Origin of the sequence: Achromobacter insolitus (assembly GCF_002209555.1) — a bacterium.
Classification (GTDB): domain Bacteria; phylum Pseudomonadota; class Gammaproteobacteria; order Burkholderiales; family Burkholderiaceae_B; genus Achromobacter; species Achromobacter insolitus.
In genome coordinates this window covers 562,713-578,409 of the sequence record NZ_NJIF01000002.1, presented here as the reverse complement: position 1 = coordinate 578,409, position 15,697 = coordinate 562,713, and the positions used below count along the sequence as shown (strand labels likewise).

Genomic DNA, 15,697 nt, shown 5'->3' with positions numbered 1-15,697 from the left:
GGATTGAGCGCCGCGCGCGGCAACTGCATGAAAAAGCGCCAGCCGTTGCTACAGGCTGGCGTCTTTTTGGGTGGAGATTATGGCTTGAGCACGCTGGGAAACCGGACGCTTGCCCCGGGCCTCAGGCGCTATGCCGCTCCCGAGGCATCAGCCTTTCAGGCAGGTGCTCATGAAGGTTTTGCGCTTGTCGCCCGTGAGCTGCTGCGACGTGGCCTTGGCGTTGCAGTCCTTCATTTTCTGCTGCTGCGGCGTGAGTTCCTTGGCCGGCGCGGCTGTTTCGCCCTTCAGGCAGCTGCTCATGTAGGTCTTGCGCTCATCCCCCTTCTTGCCTTCCGCCGACTTGTTGCAATCGGCCATGCGCTGCTGCTGCGGCGTGGGCGTCTTTGCGGGGGCAGGCGCTGCGGGGGTTTGGGCAAGGGCTGCCCCGGCGAAACAAGCGGTCAACAGAAAGGCCGAGGCCAATTGGCTGGTACGGGAAAGCATGGGTTCCTCCCTTGGCGCCCGCGCGCCTGGATTCAGTCGCAAAGGCGGGCCGCACGATCCGCCGGCCCAATCGCCGGCCCGGTCATGATCGAACAATCCAGACGCCTTCGCAAGAGCGCGGAAAGTCAAGAATCGCCAAGGCCTTACGGGGCCCTGAACCGCTTGGCGGCTTCCCCCTCTGCAAGCCCGACCCGCTGGCGAATTTGCGACCAATCCGAGCAACCTGTTACCCATTCATCCCTTTGCCCCGTTGTGCGCCGGACGCGAAAGGTGTGAGATAAGCATGCCTCAACCCAGAGATGGCGATGACCGCCCTGCAGGCGCCCGGCGCCCGACAGCGCGGCAGTACAGGAGACCACGATGAAACTTGCCCTAGCTTCGTTCGCGCTGCTTGCGGGCCTGTCCGGCGCCGCCGCCGCGCAGAGCCTGGTCTATGGCGTCACGCTGGGCAATGTCCAGGCCGTGCGCGACGTCAACCAGAATGTGTCGGCCATCACCGGTCTGCTGTCCAATCAATCTGCCAGGCACATCAACAGCGCCATGCTGACTTTCGTGCTGTACGACGCGCAGAACCGCGAAATCGGACGCGTGCGCGACGATGTCGTCGGCCCGCTGGCGCCCGGCCAGATCAAGCAGATCCGGGCCGTCACCCCGTTGCAATTCACCCGCGTCACCGCGTTGGACGTCGACGCCCGCTAGGCTTTCCGTTACGGCCTGCCCGCCGGAAAAAACCCTGATTACTTCAGGGTTTAGACAGCGTGGCGCAAGGTCAAATATGGGAAAATTCCGTTTGTCGACTCAATAAAAGGGGCTTCCACACGAAGCCCCTTGTTGCGTGCGCCGACGCGCCAGCACGCCTGGCTCCAGCTACGAGGAAGAAAAGATCATGTTTCCAAAAAGACTTACCGAAGGCTATCAATCTTTCCTGGGGGGCCGTTTCCCTTCAGAAAGCAGCCGATACCAGAAGCTGGCCGAATCGGGACAAAACCCGGAAATCCTGATCATCGGGTGCTGCGACTCCCGCGTGTCGCCTGAAGTCATCTTCGACGCCGGGCCCGGCGAAATGTTCGTCGTGCGTAACGTCGCGAATCTGGTCCCGCCCTGTGACCCGGATTCGGAATCCTCATACCACGGCACCAGCGCCGCGATCGAATTCGCGGTCAACGGCCTGAACGTGAAACACATCGTCGTGCTGGGACATGCGTCCTGCGGCGGTATCCGCTCCTTCTTCGACGACGCCAAGCCCCTGACCAAGGGCGATTTCATCGGCAAGTGGATGTCGCAGATCGAACCCGTGGCCGAACGCCTGGGTCCCGGCACGGGCGACCGCCAAGCCAACCTGAAGCGTCTGGAACTGGCCGTGGTCGAACACAGCCTGAACAACCTGATGACCTTCCCGTCCATCCGCCGCCGCGTGGAAAAGGGCGATCTGGAACTGCACGGCACCTACTTCGGCGTGGCCACCGGCCTGCTGTACCTGCGCGACCCCGCCACTGGCGAATTCAAGCCCTGCCTGGAAGCGCCGGCAGCTGGCTAGACGCGGCCGGCCAGGCGCGGCCGGCTAGGCGCGGCCGGCTAGGCGCGGCCGGCTAGGCGCGGCCGGCCAGGCTGCCTCATACCCGGTACGCCTGCGCCAGCCTTTCGTAGTTGTTCTTCAGGATGATGCCCGCGTAATACACGTGTTCGCGCATCAGGTCCTCGGCCCGCGCGCCGTCGCGGGCGATGATCGCATTGACGATGCGGTGATGGTCGTCGTGCGATCGCAAGATGATCCCGTGGTCCTCCCACAGGATGATCCGGTCCGACGCGTAGGGGATGGCCTGCGCCTGCGTCGCAAAACGCCGCACCCAGGGGTTGCCCGCCGCTTCCAGGATGCCGTTGTGCAGGGTGATGTTCACCTGCTGGTACGGCAGATGATCCTCGGCCAGCAAGACCCCCTTGCCCAGGATCCGATCCCCCTCGTCCAGGCAGTTCTTCAATACCGCGACGGCATCGTTCGATAACCCGCGCATGGCGGCCTGGCGACAGGCCAGCCCTTCCAGCGCCGCGCGCACCTCGTAGGCCGCCACGATTTCACCGATGTCGTACGCACGCACCGTATAGCCGCGCTTGGGCAGATGCTCCAGCAAACCCTCGTTGCCCAGTGTGGCCAACGCGGCGCGCACCGGCGTGCGCGACACCCCCAGTTTTTCCGCCAGCGGGATTTCTTCCAGGCGGGCGCCAGGGCTGAACTTGCCGTGCAGCACCCAGTCCCGCAGCGTGTCGGTAACGTGTTGAGATAGCGTGTCCATAGCGGCATTGTATACATGAAGAATACATAGGGTGCCAGAACGCAATGTGAATTTCGGAACATCTCCGTAAAACACGATGTAAATCAAGCGACACCGAGGGTAAGCCCCTATACCTGCACCACACCCATGTATACATAATCGCAAAAAATTCAACACCGCGGCCATGTCCCACCCCTAGGCGGACAGCACGCTACCAGGAGACAGCATGTCCAATGTATCCACGCCGGCCAGCACGGCACCGGCCTCCCGCCTTGCGCTCGTCACGGGTGGCGGCGGCGGCATAGGCGCTCGCATTTGCCATGAGCTCGCACGCGCCGGCCTGCGCGTCGTGGTTTCGGATCTGGACGCGGAGCGCGCTCGCCGCGTGGCAGATGAACTGGGCGCCCCGCATGCCTCGCACGCCTTCGACGTCAGCGACGAAGCCTCTGTCGACAACGCCTTCGAGCGGATCGAAGCACAGCATGGCCCTATTGCGGTGCTCGTCAGCGCCGCCGGTCTGCTGCTGTTCCAGGAAAACGGCGAACGTCCGCTCATCAAGGACACCTCCCTGGACATCTGGGAACGCAGCTTCGCGGTCAACGCGCGCGGCGTCTTTCTTTGCGGCCGCGCGTACCTGCGACGGCGCGAGGCCGCGCCGCTGGCGCACGGCCGCATCGTCACGTTCACCTCGGTGGCGGCGCAACTGGGCGGCTACCGCTCCAGCGCTTCCTACATCGCGGCCAAGTCCGCGGTGCTCGGCCTGACCAAGGCCATGGCTCGCGAATCCGCGCACCTGGGCGTCACCGTCAATGGCATTGCGCCGGGCCTCATCGACACCGACATGCTGCGCAGCACCGTAACCAGCAGCGGGGCCCTGGCCGCCGCAGCGCAAGCCATTCCACTGGGCCGCATCGGCACGGTGGACGACGTGGCCGCGGCCGTGCGCTTCCTGGCATCCGAGGAAGCCGGCTACATCACCGGCAGCGTCATCGACGTCAACGGCGGCTACCGCATGCAGTAAGGCTCTCCGGCGGCCAGGCCGGCAACGCAGCAAAGCGCCACGCACAAACAAAGGCGCGCACTAAAAAGAACGGGAGACAAAGATGAAGAATCGCAGTCGCTACGCAGCCGCCGCGCTGTGCGCATGGGCGCTGAGCACCGGCGCGCACGCGCAGCAAGAACCAGGCATCACCGACAAAACCATCAAGATCGGCCTCTTCGCGCCGCTGTCCGGCAGCGGCATGGCCTATGGTTTCGACGTGTTGAACGCCGCAAAGATGTGGTACGCCAAGGTCAACAAGGAAGGCGGCGTGCATGGCCGCCAGATCGAGCTGGTGATCGAGGATGACCGCTGCAATGCCAACGACCTGGTTGCCGCGGTCAAGAAGCTGAACGAACAGGACAAGGTCTTCCTGTTGAACGGCGGATCCTGCTCGGCCGCGGTAGTGGCCTCGCGCGAATATGTCGAGCGCGAAAAGGTTCCGCTCGTCATGCTCAACGCATCGGGCGACGGCGCGCTTTATCCGCCATCCAAATACATCTATGGCGCGTTCTCGATTTCGCAGCACGCCGTCGGCGGCTCGATGGTGCAGTTCGCCGCCGAGCAACTGAAGGCCAAGAAAATCGGCTACATCAACCATGACGACGCCTATGGCGGCTGGAACCTGGAAGCCGCGCAGGCCCAGGTCAAGCAGCTGGGGGAAGTGGCCCTGCAAGTCCAGTCGGTGAATCCCAATATCACCGACGTGACCGCGCCCATGCTGAAGATCCGCGCGGCCAATGCCGACGTGCTGCTGCTGACCACGTATGCCCGTCCGGCCGCGCTCATCATCAAGAAGGCGCAGGAACTGGGTTGGAACAAGCCCATCGTCCTGGCGGTAAACGGCACGGCCGACCTGAAGCAATTGGTCGAAAACGTCGGCAACAAGGACGCCTTCAAGAACGTCTACATCCAGGAAGTCCTGTCCGACATGCCGGGCGGCGCCAAGCTGAGCTGGGTGTATGACATGTACAAGCAGGCCTACCCCGACCTGGCCGCCAAGCCGGGGCATCCGCAGACCTACATGCCCTACGGCCTGCCGCCGGCCATGGCGGTGGTCAACGCGCTGAAGGCCGCCGGCCCGCAGCCCACGCGTGAAAAAGTCCTGCAGGCGCTTGAAACCATGAAGTTCGACTCCGGCGTCATGGCAGGCCCGATCGAGTTCGGCCCGAATGACCGTGCCGCGCAGGAATCCGCCATCTACATCAAGTTCGACGGCACCAACATGTCGCTCGTGCCCGGCGCCTTCAAGAGCGTCTGGCAGTACCAGAAGTAAACCAGCGGCCCGCGACGGGTCTGGCCCGCGCGCTGGCGCAGCAGCGCGCGGGCTGCCGGAGAACATCATGAGCTTTGCCGATATCTGGCTGTTCCTGCAGCAGGGGGTGCTGTCGGGACTGGTGACGGGCAGCGTGTACGCGCTGCTGGCAGTCGCCGTAGTGATTATTTTCAAAACCACCGACGTGCCCAATTTCGCCCAGGGCGAAATCTTCATGGTCGGCGGCTACATCGCCCTTTTTCTTACCCTGGTAATGGGCTGGCCCTACCTGGCCGTGATTCCCATCACGCTCGTAGCAGTGGCCGTCTTGTCCGGCCTCTTCCAGCGCGTCGTCATGGAACGCGTCATCGCTTCCAAGGGAGTGGGCGTGCAAATGGTGATCGCCACCCTGGGCCTGGCCTATGCGCTGAAAGGCCTGGTGCGCCAGACCGGCCTGGGCGACACGCCGCGCTCGCTGCCGCCGCTGGCCTCGACCGACGCCATCATCATCGGCGACGCGGTGCTGACCCAGCTCGACCTGGTGATCTTCGCGGTCGCCGTGGCGGTCATGCTGTTGCTCTTCTGCATGTTCACCTACACCCGCGTGGGACGCGCCATGCGCGCAGTCGGCATGAATCCCAAAGCCGCCCGGCTGGTGGGCGTGAACCTGACCCGCATCCGCATGCTGGTATGGGCGCTGGCCGGGCTGATCTCCGCGGTCGCGGCACTGCTCATCACGCCGAAGATCCTCATCACCCCAGACATCGGCCACATCGCCATCCTGGCGTATGCCGCCGCCATCGTGGGAGGCATCACAAGCCTGCCCGGCGCGGTGGTGGGCGGGTTCGTGATCGGCGTGGCCGAAAACCTGGTGGGGCTGTTCATTTCTACCAATGCCATCGTGGTCGCGCCCTTCGTCGCCATCATGGTCGTGCTGCTGCTGCGTCCGCAAGGACTGCTGGGCGGAAAACTGCAGGTGAAGAAAGTATGAGCAAGAAAATCGACCATGCGCTGCTGGCGCTGATGGCCGTCGTGCTGGCCATCCTGCCCTTCGCGGCCAGCGGCTATGTCATCTACGTGGTGAACCTGCTGATGGTGTTCGTGGTGCTGGCGCTGGGCCTGCACCTGGTCATCGGCGAAACCGGACAGTTTGCGCTGTCGCACGCGGCCTTCTACGGCGTGGGGATCTATACCGCCGGCCTTATCAACAATCTCTGGCATCCGCCTTTCTTCATTTCCATCATCGCGGGCGGGCTGCTGGCCGCCGCGCTGGGCTATGTGATCGGCGCGCTGGCCCTGCGCATGCGGGACATCTACCTGGCACTGTCGACCTTCGCCTTCGGCGAAGCGATGCAATGGGTTTTCCTGAACTGGCAATCTGTCACCAACGGATCGAACGGCTTCCGGATTTCCCCCGCCACGCTGTTCGGCTACGAGCTGGTGTCGGATGCCAAGGCCTATCCCTTTGTCGTGCTAATTGCCGCGTTGCTGCTATGGGCCACCATCGCCCTGTCACGCTCGCAGCTTGGCTCGGCCTTCCGTGCCGTACGGGAAAGCGATGTCGCGGCCCAGGCCATGGGCGTGAACATCAACGCCATCAAGCGCACCGCCTTTACCCTGTCCGCCGCTTATGCCGGCATCGCCGGCGGTATGTACACGACCTTCGCCTCCTTCATCCATCCGGAAAGCCTGGGTTTCCAGACCACCATTCTGATCCTGACCATGGTGGTGGTCGGCGGCATCGGTTCGGTGCGCGGCGCCATCGCCGGCGCGCTGGTCTTCGGCCTGATATCCGAACTGCTGCGCCAGGCGCTGTCGTTCCAGGAAATCATCTACGGCTTCATCCTGATGGGCTTCATGATGTTCGCGCCCAAAGGCCTGTTCGCTGGCCGCGGCGCGCGCGCACGCGCGCCATCTCCCGCCGCGCCTCTGCCCTCGGCATCGCGCCAGGCTGCGGCCAAGCCGACCCAAAGGAGCGCGGCATGAGCAACCATCCCTATCTGGACGTCCAGGGCCTGACCGTGAAGTTTGGCGGCCTCACCGCCATCAACGGCTTGTCGATGCAGGTGGAACGCGGCCGCATCCATGCGCTGATCGGCCCCAATGGCGCGGGCAAGTCCACCACATTCAATTGCATCTCCCGCTACTACCGGCCCAGCAGCGGCAGCATCCTGTTCGATGGCGCGGACATCACCCGCAAGAAGCCACACGAAATGGCGGCGCTGGGCGTGGCCCGCACCTTCCAGAACCTGGAGCTGTTCGGTGCGCTGACCGTACGCGAGAACGCCCTGCTGGGCACCTATGCCCATGGCGCCGACAGCACCGGGAAACTGCTGCGGCCGGCTGCGGCGCAAACCCGCGAACGGGTCGAGCATCTGCTGGAGCGCGTGGGGCTGGCCGATTTCCTCGACACGCCGGCATGCAGCCTGGACTTCGGCCGCCAGAAGATGCTGGAGCTGGCGCGCGCCCTGGCGATATCGCCCAAGCTGCTGTTGCTGGACGAACCGGCGGCCGGCTTGCGCAACCGCGAAATCGAAACGCTGGACCGTCTTCTGAACGAGCTCTGCGAGCGCGACGGCATCACGGTGCTGCTGGTTGAACATGTCATGCAGCTGGTGATGTCGATTTCGCATCGCATCACCGTCATGTCCTTTGGCGAGAAGATCGCCGAAGGCACGCCCGCGGAGGTGCGCAGCAACCCCCGGGTCATTGAAGCCTATCTGGGCAAGGGAGCCGCTGGTGGCTGACTATCTGCTTGAAGTCGACGCGGTATCCGCCGCCTACGGCAACATCCGCGCCTTGCAGGACGTGTCGCTGAAGGTGCCGCAAGGCGCCATCGTTGCGCTGCTGGGTGCCAACGGCGCTGGCAAGTCCACCACGCTCAATGTGATTTCGCGGCTGGTGGCGCCAACCGCGGGCAGCGTGCGTTTCGCCGGAGAACCCATACACCGCCTGCCGGCGGATGCCATCGTGGGGCGCGGCATTGTGCAGGTCCCGGAAGGCCGCGAGATCTTCCGTGAAATGAGCGTGCGCGAAAACCTGGAAATGGGCGCCTACCTGCGCAGCGACCGCGCCGCGGTCAAGCAGGACCTGGAGATGGTGTGCGACACCTTTCCGCGCCTGCGCGAACGCTACGAACAAAAGGCCGCGACGCTGTCCGGCGGCGAGCAGCAGATGCTGGCCACGGGCCGCGCCATGATGGCGCGCCCTCGCATGATCCTGCTGGACGAACCGTCGATGGGGCTGTCGCCACTGGTGGTGGAGCAGATCTTCGACATCGTGCTGCGGCTCAATCGCGAGCAAGGCATCACCATCCTGCTGGTGGAACAGAACGTGAAGCTGGCGCTGTCGGTGTCCAGCTACGCGTACATCCTCGAGAACGGCGAAATTGCCCTGGAAGGCGAGTCGGCCGCGCTGGCCAGCGACGAAGGCGTGCAGCGCGCCTATCTGGGCGCCTGAGGCGCCGAAAGGACTAATCATGATATCGATGCAAGACAAGCGGGTGCTCGTCACGGGCGCGGGCCGCGGCCTGGGCGCAGCCATTGCGCAAGGCTTTGCCAACCAGGGCGCGGCCGTGATCGTGGCGGATGTGGACGCGGCGCTGGCCGAGGCCACCGCACAGGCCATCCGCGGCGCGGGCGGCAAGGCTTTGCCCGCTGTGCTGGATGTGACGGATGCGGCCGCAGTCCGGGCTTACGCGCAGCGGTCCGCCACCGAACACGGCAACCTGGACATCCTGATCAACAATGCCGGCATTTCCGCCCGCGCCCCCTTCGACGATCCGAACACGCCCGAGATCTGGGAGCGCCTGATGAGCGTGAACCTGCAAGGCACCTTCAACGTCACGCACGCTTTTGTCGAGCAGCTGAAGGCCACGCGTGGCGCCATCGTCAACCTGTGCTCCATCGTGGCCTACGGCTGCAGCATCTCAACCGCGGGTTACGTCGTATCCAAGGGCGGCGTGCGCTCGTTCACCGAGGTGCTGGCGCGTGACTTGGCGCCGCATGGCGTGCGCGTGAACGCCGTGGCCCCCGGTCTGATGGAAACCGAGATGACCGCGGGCCAGCGCGCGCAGGCACAGGGCACGGACTGGTACATGAAGCGCGCCCCCATGGCGCGCGCGGGACGGGCCGACGAAATCGTGGGCCCGGTTCTTTTCCTGGCTTCGGACATGGCCAGCTACGTCAACGGCGTAGTGCTGCCCGTGGACGGCGGCTACCTCGCCGTATAAGGACACATCATGGATCTGGGAACGGCATTGGTCACGGGTGGCGCAAGCGGCATGGGCCTTGCGATCGTGGAACGGCTGGCGCGCGACGGCTTTCGCGTCGTCATGGCCGACCGCAACGCGGAGCTGGCCGCAACACAAGCGCAGGCGCTGCAAGCGCAGGGGCTGGACGTGGAATACCGCGTGGTGGACCTGACGGACGAAACCGCTACCCGAGCGCTGGCGCGGTCGCTCGCGCCCCTGGCCGCGCTGGTCAACAACGCCGGACTCTTCGATGAGCGCAAGTTCTTCGAAGTGGACAGCGCCGACTACCGCCGCGCCTTCGACGTAAACCTGCTGGCGGTGGCGACCCTGACACAGGAAGCCGCGCGCGACATGGCGCCGGGCGCCAAGATCGTCAACATCGCATCGCGCGCCTACCTGGGCGCGAAGAATCATCCGCATTACGTGGCATCGAAGGCCGCCCTGGTGGGTTATACGCGCGCCTCGGCCATGGAGCTCGCCCAGCGCGGCATCCTGGTCAACGCCATCGCCCCCGGTCTCATCGATACCCCGCTCTTGCGCAACCTGACGCCCGAGCGCCTGGCGGCCCAGCTGTCCCTGCAGCCCACCGGGCGCGCGGGCCAGCCGCAAGACATCGCCAATGCCGTGTCCTTCCTGGCCGCGCCGCACATGGACTTCATCACCGGCCAGGTCATCTTCGTGGACGGCGGCAAATCGCTGGGCGGCTCGGGAGCATAGGCAGCATGGAAGGCATCACTTGGGACAAGGAAGTCGACGCGCTGGTCGTCGGCTCGGGCGCGGGCGGCATGGCCGCGGCGCTGACGGCGCGGGAAGAAGGATTGGACGTGCTGCTGGTGGAGAAGACCGGCCGCATCGGCGGCTCCACGGCGATCTCCGGCGGCGCCCTGTGGATTCCCCTGAACGCGCAGAGTGCGGGCGCCGGCCATCCCGACAGCTTCGATCGGGTCTGGACCTATCTGGAGCAAACGGTGGGTGCGGCGGCGCCGGACGACATGAAGCGCGCCTATCTGGAAGCCGGCCCGCGCATGATGGACTACCTGGTGTCGCGCGGCATCCTGGATGTGGCCGCGCGCACAGCCTCGCCCGATTACTACCCCGACCTGCCCGGCGCCGCGATGGGCGGCCGCTCGCTGGATCCACTGGAATTCGACGGCCGCAAGCTGGGCCGGAAGTTCCGTCTGCTGCGCGATCCATTGAAAGAATTCACAGTGCTGGGCGGCATGATGGTCAACATCACCGACGTGCGCCACCTGCTGGGCGCGACGCGTTCGTTCACCGCCTGGCGCCACAGCATGAAACTGGTGCTGCGCTACGCCCTGGACCGCGCCCGCGGCTATCACCGCGGCACCCGGCTGCTACTGGGTAACGCGCTGGCCGCCCAACTGTTCCACGGCCTGCTGGCGCGCAAGATCGAGTACTGGCTCGACACGCCAGCGCTGACGCTGCACCGTGATGCGAGCGGCCGCGTGCTGGGCGCCGCCGTTCAGCGCAATGGCAAGACGCTGAACATCCGCGCCCGGCGCGGCGTGGTGATGGCCACAGGCGGCTTCCCCTGGGACCCGGAGCGCCGCGCACAGACCTATCCCAAGCCGTCCGATCAGTGGTCGATGTCGCCGCAGGACAATACCGGCGACGGCATCCGGCTATCCGAAGCCGCAGGCGCGGCGCTTGGCACAGGCCATGCCAGCCCGGCGTTCTGGGCGCCAGTCTCCCTGCTGGAATCCCCGGACGGCAAGCGCCTGCATTATCCGCACTTGGTATGGGACCGGGCCAAACCGGGCCTCATTGCGGTAAATGGCGCGGGCAAGCGCTTCGTGAACGAATCGACCTCGTACCATGAGTTCGTGCAGGCCATGTACCGCAGCAATGACACGGTGCCCAGCGTTCCCGCCTTCCTGATCTGCGACCAACGCTTCATCGACACCTGGGGCCTGGGCCTTGCGTTACCGGGAGGCAGGCCGCGCCAGCATCTGATCGATGCCGGCTATCTGCTTCAGGGCGACACGCTGGCGGCGCTGGCCGCCCGGCTGGCCGTGCCCGCCGATGCCCTGCAGGCCACGGTCGATCGCTACAACGCCCACGCGGCCCAGGGCCGCGACCCGGACTTCGGCAAAGGCTCCACCGCCTACAACCGGTATCTGGGCGATCCGGAGCACGAACCCAATCCCTGCCTCGCACCGCTGGCCGCAGGCCCCTATTACGCAGTCAAGGTGTATCCGGGGGACATCGGCACGGCCTGCGGCATCGCCGCCAGTCCGGATGCCCAGGCGCTGGACGCCCTCGGCGTTCCCATTGCGGGCCTCTATGTGGCCGGCAACGACATGCAGTCCGTGATGGGCGGCGCCTATCCCGGCCCCGGCATCACCCTGGGCCCGGCCCTGACCTTCGGCTGGATTGCTGGACAACATCTGGCCCATGCACAACACTGACGCCTCTCCACCGACAAGGATCCTCATGAAAATCTTCTACTCGCCCGCTTCGCCGTTCGTACGCAAATGCATGGTCATCGCCCATGAACTCGGCCTGGCCGAGCGCATCGAAAAGCTGCCCAGCGCAGCCGGCCCCGTCGCGCGCGACCAGACCATCATCCCCAGCAACCCGCTGGGCCAGGTGCCCACCTTCATCACCGACGACGGCCAAGTCCTGTACGACAGCCGCGTCATCTGCGAATACCTGAACGATCTGGGCGGCGGCGCGCTGTTCCCGGCCGGCCCGGCGCGGTGGCAAGTGCTGACGGAACAATCCATGGCTGACGGCATGCTGGGCGCAGCGCTGCTGGCCCGCTATGAAACCGTGCTGCGTCCCGAAGCCCTGCGCTGGGATGGCTGGTACGAAGGCCAGCTGGGCAAGGTCCGCGACGGCCTCGCGCTGGTGGAGAAGAACGCCGCCGCGCTGGCAGGCCGCCTGGACATCGGCACCATCACCATCGGCTGCGCGCTGGGCTACCTGGATTTCCGCTTCCCCGACCTGGACTGGCGCGCCGGCCACCCGGCCACCGCCGCCTGGTATGAAACCTTCAGCCAGCGTCCGTCGATGCAGGCGACCAAGCCCTGATCCGGTTTGGGCAGGCGCGGGGCCGGGAGAACCCGCCGGGCTCCCTGGCCATCGCCTGCCCGGTACGGCGCGGCCCTTGGGCAGCGTCGCTCGGCCCCCGCCCACGCGGGGGCTTTTTTTCGCCATGATCGTCCCCAGCTGTTACAGTGAATCTGCCGGGCCGGCTGAACCGCCGGCTGTCACTAGAAGGGGTACCGCATGGACGTCGCTGCGATCTCCGCCATCCACCGGGCTGACGCCCCCTACCCGACGCGCTCTGCCGCGCTGGACGCCACGCGGCCGTTTCCTGAAGCCCGGCGCGTCGCCGATGTCCAGGCTGCGCGAGCCGCCGCCGCGCACGCCGCGGCAGCCATCCGCGAAAGGGACCGCCTGCCGCTGCCCCTGAACGTCTTCAGCGCCCCCAACACGGACGCGCTGCGCGACTTGCATGCAGATTCCCGCATGCGCCGCGCGATAGAAGATTTCACCGCGCCGCCCGATCCCGTGACGCAGCGAGCCGGATCCGCCAATGACCTGGGCACCATCGAAGGGCTGATGCCGCTGCAAGCCTACCGCATCGCCATGGGCAATCCGCAGGTGCAGGAACTGCAGACGGCCGTGGCCGCGAAAGCTGCGGGCCTGGGCATCCCCAAGGTTGCCAACATCGGCGCCACCGAGAACGTCACGGACGACGCCCGGCATCGTCCGCGCTTCGCACCCTGAGCAAACAATAAAAAAAGCCGCCTGACCACAGGCGGCTTTCTGACATCAAGGCGCAGGCACGCGATCAGTGGAAGAATTCCGCGATCATGGTCGCACCCAGGAAGGTGCCCGCGTTAGCGGCCAGGGACACCACCACGATCTTCCAGCCCAGCTTGCGGAAGGCCGGCAGGTCCTTGAGGATCGACAGGCCGGCCATGGCCAGGATCACGGTCGTGAACGGCAGGAAGTTTACCTTGCCGACCATGGCGATGATCTGGTCCGAGTACGGCAGCACGCCGGGGCAGCCCGCCGTCATGGCGATCAGCGACAGCACGAACACGGCCGGCAGCTTGGGCACCACGCGCAGCACCAGATCCGTGATGACGACCAGCAGGATGATGATGCCCATGCCCGGCAGGGCGTCGGCAAACGGCACGTTGTAGCCCAGGCGGTTGCCCACCAGCGCGAACAGGCCGCAGATGACGTAGGCGGTCAGGCGGTCCCCGAAGCCCATTTTGACGCCATGCGCCGGCGCCTCTTGAGCGGCCGCCTCGTCTTCGGTTGCGATGGCCTCGGCCTTGCCGCGCGAGAAACGGCCCAGGATGGGCTCCAGCTTGCCGTACAGGAAGATGGTGGTCGGCAGCGAAATGAAGAGCGTGAAATACACGCCCACCACCGTGGTCAGCAGATTGGCCGCGGCGGCCAGGGCGGCCACCTGGTGCGCGACTTCGGGCGTCTGCTGGGACGCGATTGCACCCACGCCGGCCGCCATCATGCTGCCCGAGCCCACGCCGGCGCCCATGGCGAGCGAACGCGGATCGAAGATGTTCAGGCTGGTGATGAAGCCGGCCATCAGCGCCACGAACAGCGCGCCGATCACGGTCCCCGTGATGTACTCGGCCATCACGCCGCGGCCTTCAGGCGAGTTCATGCCGTAGCGCTCGCCGATGATGGCCAGGCTGGGCTCGCGGCCCACCGAGAAGGTGGCGCCGATGGCTTCGCGCTTGATGCCCAGCAACAAGGCCAACGGCAGGCCGACGGCCATGGTGCCGAAAAAGTGGCCGAACTCCTGGAACACCAGGGCCCAGCCGGCTTCGCGAACCTGCGGCAGGGCACCGCCCACCATCAGGCCCAGCTTGGCCAGGAACGGCAGCAGCGCGTACTGCAGATAGCCGCTGATGCGCGTCTGCATGGCGGTGTCGATGCCCAGGCCGGCCGGCAGGCGCTGGCCGAAGGCGGCGACGATGGCGCCGATGAAAATAGCCCACAGCATCGGCTGCAAAATGATCTTGCCCGGACCGACGTTGAACGTCGCGCTGCCGATCGCTTCGGAGATGACAACCACCAGCAGGATGGCGGCGAGCATGCGGATGCGCCCGGATAGCGGCATGGAGGGCGCGGCCAGACTGGCGCTGGCGTGAGACATCGGATTCCCCTGATGAACGTGAATAGTCGTCGTGGCTGCCCGCCGCGATCCCGGCCGGCCGGCGCCCGGAAAGGGCGTCGCAACGCGGCGGCGGCGACGGCGCGCGCAGCAGGGGCGATTTTCGCCGGGGGTTCCGCGAGCAACCATGACAGGGTTGGCGCATAAACGTTGCGTAAAATGCAACGGACAGGCTTTTCCAGGGAAAATTTTGCATGATCCCAATTTTGATAAGGGTAAACCCTTATTTGTATCTGTGGATCTGCCGCCGCACTCCTCTCACGGAGCTCCGCCATGGACGAAAAACTCGACGCCCGACGCACTCACTACTTCATGCAGGTCATGAGCCGCGGGTCGGTGCGCGGCGCAGCCGAAGTGCTGGACATGGACCCCTCTGCCGTCAGCCGCGCCATCGCCGCGCTGGAGCGCGATTGCGGGATCGCGTTGTTCGAACGCCGCGGACGCGGCGTGGTCCCGACGGACGCGGGCCACATCCTGGCCCGCTACATCAAGCGCCAGCAAGATATCCAGGAAAGCTTCTTCTCCGAGATCGACAGCCTGCGCAAAGCCGAGCGGGGACATATCGACCTGGTGCTGGGCGAGGGCTTCGTGGAACTGATGTTCGAACGCGTGCTACCCGGTTACTGGCGCAGCCATCCAGAAGTCACCCTGGATATCGACGTTGCCCGCACTTCCGAGATTGTGCAACGCATCGTCGACGACCGCGCCTATATCGGCCTGGTGTTCCAACCGCCCAATGATGCCCGGCTGCGCACCCATTACTCGCGCCCCGAACCTATCCGCGCCATCGTCCGCGAGGATCACCCGCTGACCCAACTGCGCCGCCCGCTGTTGTTGACCGACCTGGCCGACTATCCCGGCGCGTCAATGCAGGAGGGCTTCGGCGTGCGCCAGCATATCCAGGCCGCGGAAATCAGCGAGCAGGTCAGGCTGCGCAATGTGCTGACCACATCCTCCTTCAAGGCGCTATGGCAGTTCGCCGCCGCCGGCATCGGTTACGCCCTGACGCCACCCATTGCCGTCACGGCCGACATGCGCACCCAGCGCCTGGCCAGCCTGCCGCTGGCCAATCCCATCCTCAACCAGGGCAGTCTGCATGTCCTGAGCCGCGCCGGCCGCCACGTCTCGCCCGCCGCGCGCGAGCTGCTGGACCACATCGTGCGCGGCATCGGCGCCACTGCCGCGCCGGCGACTGATACGGTCGAGTAAGGCGGATCTG

17 protein-coding genes are annotated in these 15,697 nt (G+C 65.6%); 14 read left to right on the top strand and 3 right to left on the bottom strand.

Annotated features, from left to right (window positions below; all coding sequences use genetic code 11):
- Positions 1 to 147: 147 nt before the first annotated feature.
- Positions 148 to 483, bottom strand: coding sequence for a PsiF family protein (locus CEY08_RS08240; protein ID WP_042795465.1), 336 nt, complete (start codon positions 481 to 483; stop codon positions 148 to 150).
- Positions 484 to 843: 360 nt separating this feature from the next.
- On the opposite strand from CEY08_RS08240, the gene CEY08_RS08235 reads away from it, so the two are divergent.
- Entirely contained in the window at positions 844 to 1,182 is a 339-nt protein-coding gene (locus CEY08_RS08235) for an FxLYD domain-containing protein (protein ID WP_042795466.1), read from the top strand.
- 187 nt (positions 1,183 to 1,369) lie between these two features.
- Entirely contained in the window at positions 1,370 to 2,020 is a 651-nt protein-coding gene (locus tag CEY08_RS08230) for a carbonic anhydrase (RefSeq protein WP_042797417.1), read from the top strand.
- A gap of 76 nt (positions 2,021 to 2,096) precedes the next feature.
- Here CEY08_RS08230 and CEY08_RS08225 read toward each other — a convergent pair whose 3' ends face one another.
- The gene (locus CEY08_RS08225; protein ID WP_042795467.1) at positions 2,097 to 2,774 is read right to left on the bottom strand and encodes a GntR family transcriptional regulator; all 678 of its coding nucleotides are present in this window, start codon (positions 2,772 to 2,774) and stop codon (positions 2,097 to 2,099) included.
- 205 nt (positions 2,775 to 2,979) lie between these two features.
- On the opposite strand from CEY08_RS08225, the gene CEY08_RS08220 reads away from it, so the two are divergent.
- The 11 genes from CEY08_RS08220 to CEY08_RS08170 all read left to right on the top strand — a co-directional run bounded on the left by CEY08_RS08220 (position 2,980) and on the right by CEY08_RS08170 (position 13,055).
- Complete coding sequence (locus CEY08_RS08220; protein ID WP_063639367.1) at positions 2,980 to 3,774, top strand: SDR family NAD(P)-dependent oxidoreductase; 795 nt, start codon at positions 2,980 to 2,982, stop codon at positions 3,772 to 3,774.
- An 82-nt stretch (positions 3,775 to 3,856) separates the two neighbouring features.
- Positions 3,857 to 5,068, top strand: a complete 1,212-nt coding sequence (locus CEY08_RS08215; protein WP_042795469.1) for an ABC transporter substrate-binding protein — start codon at positions 3,857 to 3,859, stop codon at positions 5,066 to 5,068.
- A gap of 67 nt (positions 5,069 to 5,135) precedes the next feature.
- On the top strand, positions 5,136 to 6,038 hold the full coding sequence (locus tag CEY08_RS08210) for a branched-chain amino acid ABC transporter permease (protein WP_076817231.1): 903 nt from the start codon (positions 5,136 to 5,138) through the stop codon (positions 6,036 to 6,038).
- Positions 6,035 to 7,033 carry a branched-chain amino acid ABC transporter permease gene (locus tag CEY08_RS08205; protein WP_076817229.1) on the top strand — a complete coding sequence of 333 codons (999 nt, stop codon included), beginning with the start codon at positions 6,035 to 6,037 and terminating at the stop codon, positions 7,031 to 7,033. Before CEY08_RS08210 ends, CEY08_RS08205 begins: the two co-directional genes overlap by 4 nt.
- Positions 7,030 to 7,794 carry an ABC transporter ATP-binding protein gene (locus CEY08_RS08200; protein ID WP_063960428.1) on the top strand — a complete coding sequence of 255 codons (765 nt, stop codon included), beginning with the start codon at positions 7,030 to 7,032 and terminating at the stop codon, positions 7,792 to 7,794. Before CEY08_RS08205 ends, CEY08_RS08200 begins: the two co-directional genes overlap by 4 nt.
- The gene (locus CEY08_RS08195; protein WP_042795472.1) at positions 7,787 to 8,506 is read left to right on the top strand and encodes an ABC transporter ATP-binding protein; all 720 of its coding nucleotides are present in this window, start codon (positions 7,787 to 7,789) and stop codon (positions 8,504 to 8,506) included. The genes CEY08_RS08200 and CEY08_RS08195 overlap by 8 nt, the downstream gene beginning before the upstream one ends.
- Before the next feature lie 19 nt (positions 8,507 to 8,525).
- A complete protein-coding gene (locus tag CEY08_RS08190; protein WP_042795473.1) occupies positions 8,526 to 9,278 on the top strand; it encodes an SDR family NAD(P)-dependent oxidoreductase in 753 nt (250 codons plus the stop codon).
- 9 nt (positions 9,279 to 9,287) lie between these two features.
- Positions 9,288 to 10,016, top strand: coding sequence for an SDR family NAD(P)-dependent oxidoreductase (locus tag CEY08_RS08185; protein ID WP_063960430.1), 729 nt, complete (start codon positions 9,288 to 9,290; stop codon positions 10,014 to 10,016).
- A gap of 5 nt (positions 10,017 to 10,021) precedes the next feature.
- Positions 10,022 to 11,728, top strand: a complete 1,707-nt coding sequence (locus tag CEY08_RS08180; protein WP_063639362.1) for an FAD-dependent oxidoreductase — start codon at positions 10,022 to 10,024, stop codon at positions 11,726 to 11,728.
- 25 nt (positions 11,729 to 11,753) lie between these two features.
- Positions 11,754 to 12,353, top strand: a complete 600-nt coding sequence (locus CEY08_RS08175) for a glutathione S-transferase (RefSeq protein WP_063639361.1) — start codon at positions 11,754 to 11,756, stop codon at positions 12,351 to 12,353.
- 198 nt (positions 12,354 to 12,551) lie between these two features.
- Positions 12,552 to 13,055 (top strand): hypothetical protein, encoded by a 504-nt coding sequence (locus CEY08_RS08170; protein WP_076817227.1) that lies wholly within the window; start codon positions 12,552 to 12,554, stop codon positions 13,053 to 13,055.
- A 64-nt stretch (positions 13,056 to 13,119) separates the two neighbouring features.
- Here the strand turns inward: CEY08_RS08170 and CEY08_RS08165 are convergent, their stop codons facing one another.
- Positions 13,120 to 14,460 (bottom strand): DUF3100 domain-containing protein, encoded by a 1,341-nt coding sequence (locus tag CEY08_RS08165; protein WP_042795478.1) that lies wholly within the window; start codon positions 14,458 to 14,460, stop codon positions 13,120 to 13,122.
- Between the two features lie 291 nt (positions 14,461 to 14,751).
- On the opposite strand from CEY08_RS08165, the gene CEY08_RS08160 reads away from it, so the two are divergent.
- Complete coding sequence (locus CEY08_RS08160; RefSeq protein ID WP_042795479.1) at positions 14,752 to 15,687, top strand: LysR family transcriptional regulator; 936 nt, start codon at positions 14,752 to 14,754, stop codon at positions 15,685 to 15,687.
- Positions 15,688 to 15,697 lie beyond the last annotated feature (10 nt).